Source organism: Mailhella sp., from assembly GCF_057866825.1.
On the sequence record NZ_DBMAHT010000169.1, the window covers coordinates 1 to 3,565 of the forward strand.

Here is a 3,565-nt window from a genome sequence, read left to right on the forward strand (position 1 = left end):
CGAGGCCACGGGCTTTGCGCCCGCCGTGGACGTGGAACTGCGCAAGGGGGTTCCGCACGGGGCGGGGCTCGGCGGCGGCAGTTCCGACGCCGCGCAGGTGCTGCTCTGGCTCCAGCGCCGCGCCCCGAAGCCGCTGCCCGCGGAGACGCTTTGCGCGCTGGCCGCCCGCGTGGGCGCGGACGTGCCGTTCTTTCTTCTGAACCGCCCCTGCCTTGCCGAAGGCATAGGAGAGCGGCTTTCCGAAACGGAAAGCGGCGTGGAAGGATGGAGCTGCGTGCTCGTCTGCCCGCAGGTTCGGGTGAACACGGCCTGGGCCTATGCGGCCTGGGATGCAGAAAGAGCGTCATTTTCCTTGACAGAGAAAACGAAGGCAGATAAAAATAACCGTTCAAGTTGCCAGTCATTCTATGGCATGAACGACTTTGAGCCCGTAGTATTCGCGGCTCATCCCTCCCTTGCGGCGCTGAAGGCGCAGCTTGTGGAAGGCGGAGCGGACATTGCGGGCATGAGCGGAAGCGGTTCGGCACTGTTCGGGCTTTTTCGCGATTCCGGGCGCGCGGCGCAGGCCGCATCGGCGCTTCGGAAGCTGAAAGAGTCCGCAGAAGTGTTCGGCCCTTTCCTTGTTTGAGTCGCCGTGCCGGGCTGGTTGTGGTGGGGTGTCGCCAAGCGGTAAGGCAGCGGGTTTTGGGTCCGCTATTCGCAGGTTCAAGTCCTGCCGCCCCAGCCATTTTGTCGTTGTGTTCCGGCTTCGCCTGGTGGCGTCGCCGCCTCTGCATTTCGGGATACTTTACTCAGGAAGGCATGTTCCTATGTACGGCGACCTTAAAATTCTCACGGGTACGGCCAATCCGCAGCTGGCCATGGATATCTGCGATCACCTCGGTTGTTCCCTCACGCCTGCGCTCTGCACCACGTTCAGCGACGGAGAGCTGCGTGTGGAAATCGGCGCCAGCGTGCGCGGACACGACGTGTTCGTCATCCAGTCCACCTGCTCCCCGGCCAACCAGTCCCTTATGGAACTGTGCCTCATCCTCGACGCTCTGAAGCGCGCCAGCGCCGGCCGCATCACCGCCGTCATTCCGTATTTCGGCTATGCCCGTCAGGACCGCAAGGTCAGCCCCCGCGCGCCCATCAGCGCCAAGCTCGTTTCCGACTTTCTCACCGTGGCCGGCGCTCAGCGCATCGTCACGGTCGATCTGCACGCCGGTCAGATCCAGGGCTTCTTCAACTGCCCCGTGGACAACCTGTACGCCCGCCCCGTGCTGCTGAAGAAGCTCAGCGCGCTTTCCGGCGACATCGTCATGGTTTCTCCCGACGCCGGCGGTGTGGAACGCGCCCGTTCCTTCGCCAAGAAGATGGACGCCAGCCTGGCCGTCATCGACAAGCGCCGCGATCGTCCCAACCAGGTGGCGGAAATGCACATCGTGGGCGACGTTGCCGGCAAGACCGCCGTGCTCGTGGACGACATGATCGACACCGCGGGCACCATCTGCACGGCTGCCAACATTCTCATGGAAGGCGGCGCCAAGGAAGTTTACGCCTGTGCCACGCACGCCGTGCTTTCCGGCCCCGCCTGCGAACGTCTCAATGACTCCCCCTTCAAGGAAGTCATCGTGACCGACACCATTCCGCTCGGCGACCATGCCGCCCAGTGCGAAAAGCTCCGTGTGGCTTCCGTTGCCGGAGTTCTGGCCAAGAGTATCCGCAATATTCACGACGGTTCTTCTGTTAGCGCCCTGTTCTGATCAGGGTATTGAAGACGATATATCGCGCCGCGCCCCGTTCGACGGGAGACGGCCCATAAGGAGAAAGCATCATGTCCGAACTGAAAACTCTTTCTGTGAAGAAGCGTACCGCTTTCGGCAAAGGCGCCAACCGCCGCCTGCGTACCGAAAATCTGGTGCCCGGCGTGTACTACACCGCCGACGGTCAGAATATCGCCGTTCAGATGGCTGAACTGCCCCTTTCCAAGATCTACGAACAGGTCGGCCGCACCAACGTCTTCCAGCTCGAAATCGAAGACGAAAACGGCGCCAAGACTCTGCATCCCGTGTTCGTGTGGGACGCTCAGTACTCCCCTGTGAAGAACACCTTCACCCACATCGACTTCTTCGGCGTGGACCTCGACAAGGAAATCAAGGTCAAGGTGCAGGTCGAATACGTCGGCACCCCCAAGGGCGTGAAGATGGGCGGCACCCTGGAAACCTACCGCGACGAAGTGGTGCTTTCCGCCAAGCCCGCCGATATGCCCCGCAAGGTCAATCTCGATGTCTCCGGTCTGGAAATCAACCAGAGCATCCGCGTTTCCAACATGCCTCTGCCTGAAGGCGTGAAGGCCGTGTACAAGTCCGACTTCACCATGGCCGCCGTCTTCATGGAAGGCGCCGACGACGCTCCTGCCGCCGAATAAGGCGTGAGCGCATTCTGAGCATTCGGGCCGGGACAGTTTTCTGCCCCGGCCTTTTTTTATTCAGGTGAGACATGATTTCTTCTTCGGATTCATCCGTCACGGTGCTTGGCATCGACCCCGGCTCCAACGTCACGGGCTGGGGCGTGGTGCGCGAGTCTTCCGGCAGGCTGGAACTGGTGGCCAACGGCGTTCTGCGCGTGAAGGGCAGTTCCTTTCCCGATCGGCTGGCCTGCATCTTTCACGGCCTGCACGACATCATTGAGGAATATCGGCCGCAGGAGGCGGGCGTGGAGCAGGTGTTCACCGCAAAGAACATCATGTCCGCCATCAAGCTGGCGCAGGCGCGCGGAGCCGCCATTGCGGCGTGCGCGTCCTTCCGTCTTCCCGTGCAGGACTATGAGCCCACGCTCGTGAAAAAGACGCTGGCGGGCACGGGCCGCGCCGAAAAGGAACAGGTGGCCTTCATGGTGGCCCGGCTTCTGGGCCGCGCGCACATCGATGGCCCTCTGGACACTACCGACGCCCTGGCCATTGCGGTATGCCATCTCACGCTGCGCCGTTTCCGCAGGCTGGAGAGCATGGTCTGAAGGAGAAGTGCCGTTTTTTTGTACAAGCCCCTCCCGGCGACGCTGCGAAAAAGGCCCGCCGGAAGAAAAAATATTGAAAATTTTTTCGTGCGGCAAAAAATGTTTTGTCGGCAGGATGTTAGCTTCATTTTTTTACGAGATTGAGCCGAAGCGGACGGGCCGGACCCCTGAAGCGGAGGCTTTTTTTTGGAGAAAAGAGGGACGCTGCGGCCTTGCAGCAGGCAGGGGAGGGCGCTGTGCGCGCGTTTTTTTGCGTCATGGGGGCACGCTCCGGCGTCGATGTTCAAATTTTTTTTGATCGTCCACCACACGGCGGCATTCAGGAAAAAGTCCTGTTCAAAAAAGAATACGGATTTTCGGCCATTCCGGATGGAAAAGAAAAGGCATGATTTTTTAATTAATTGATTTTATTTGATAAGTAATATTTTATTTTTGTTTGGCATGAAAATTGCATATTAATAGACATCATTCCTTTGAAACACCGATCAACACCACTCGCCCGTCGGCCTCCCTCTCCGGCGGGCTTTTTTTCGGCCCTGCGGACTTGTCAATGAAATAAAATGCGGGC

Annotated in this window: 5 protein-coding genes and 1 tRNA gene; all 6 read left to right on the forward strand. The window is 59.7% G+C overall.

Features of this window, described 5'->3' with window-relative positions; all coding sequences use genetic code 11:
- Nucleotides 1–628, forward strand: a 628-nt coding sequence (locus tag ACZM96_RS10140) for a 4-(cytidine 5'-diphospho)-2-C-methyl-D-erythritol kinase (protein ID WP_489488896.1), incomplete at its 5' end; no start/stop codon positions are given.
- A gap of 24 nt (nt 629–652) precedes the next feature.
- Nucleotides 653–727: transfer RNA gene (locus tag ACZM96_RS10145), tRNA-Gln, on the forward strand.
- A gap of 82 nt (nt 728–809) precedes the next feature.
- Nucleotides 810–1,745, forward strand: coding sequence for a ribose-phosphate diphosphokinase (locus ACZM96_RS10150; RefSeq protein WP_294487842.1), 936 nt, complete (start codon nt 810–812; stop codon nt 1,743–1,745).
- Nucleotides 1,746–1,816: 71 nt separating this feature from the next.
- Nucleotides 1,817–2,410 (forward strand): 50S ribosomal protein L25/general stress protein Ctc, encoded by a 594-nt coding sequence (locus tag ACZM96_RS10155; protein WP_489488899.1) that lies wholly within the window; start codon nt 1,817–1,819, stop codon nt 2,408–2,410.
- Nucleotides 2,411–2,481: 71 nt separating this feature from the next.
- Nucleotides 2,482–2,997, forward strand: coding sequence for a crossover junction endodeoxyribonuclease RuvC (gene ruvC / locus ACZM96_RS10160; RefSeq protein WP_489488901.1), 516 nt, complete (start codon nt 2,482–2,484; stop codon nt 2,995–2,997).
- 236 nt (nt 2,998–3,233) lie between these two features.
- Complete coding sequence (locus tag ACZM96_RS10165; RefSeq protein WP_489488902.1) at nt 3,234–3,386, forward strand: hypothetical protein; 153 nt, start codon at nt 3,234–3,236, stop codon at nt 3,384–3,386.
- The last annotated feature ends 179 nt before the right edge of the window (nt 3,387–3,565 follow it).